Genomic DNA, 255 nt, shown 5'->3' on the forward strand with positions numbered 1-255 from the left:
CCGGCGTCGCTGATGCGCCGACCCTCTCTACTGAAGCAGCAAGTGGTTCTGAAGATACAGCCATTGCCCTGGACATCTCCTCGGCACTGACCGATGACAGCGAGACCTTGTCGGTCGAGATCAGCGGTATTCCAGACGGCGCGGTTCTGACGGCGGATGGTGAAGCGGTTACTGTCACCGATGGTGTCGCGACGCTGACGCCGGCTCAGCTTGCCAATCTCTCCATCACGCCGCCGGCGAACAGCAGCGATGACT

At 61.2% G+C, this 255-nt stretch carries 1 protein-coding gene; it reads left to right on the top strand.

Going from position 1 to position 255, the window contains the following annotated elements:
- The coding region (locus ACOSDM_RS20370) for a hypothetical protein (protein ID WP_420726361.1) at window positions 1-255 on the top strand (255 nt) is incomplete at both ends.

The organism is Hwanghaeella sp. LZ110, from assembly GCF_048892525.1.
Taxonomy (GTDB): domain Bacteria; phylum Pseudomonadota; class Alphaproteobacteria; order UBA8366; family Aestuariispiraceae; genus Pacificispira.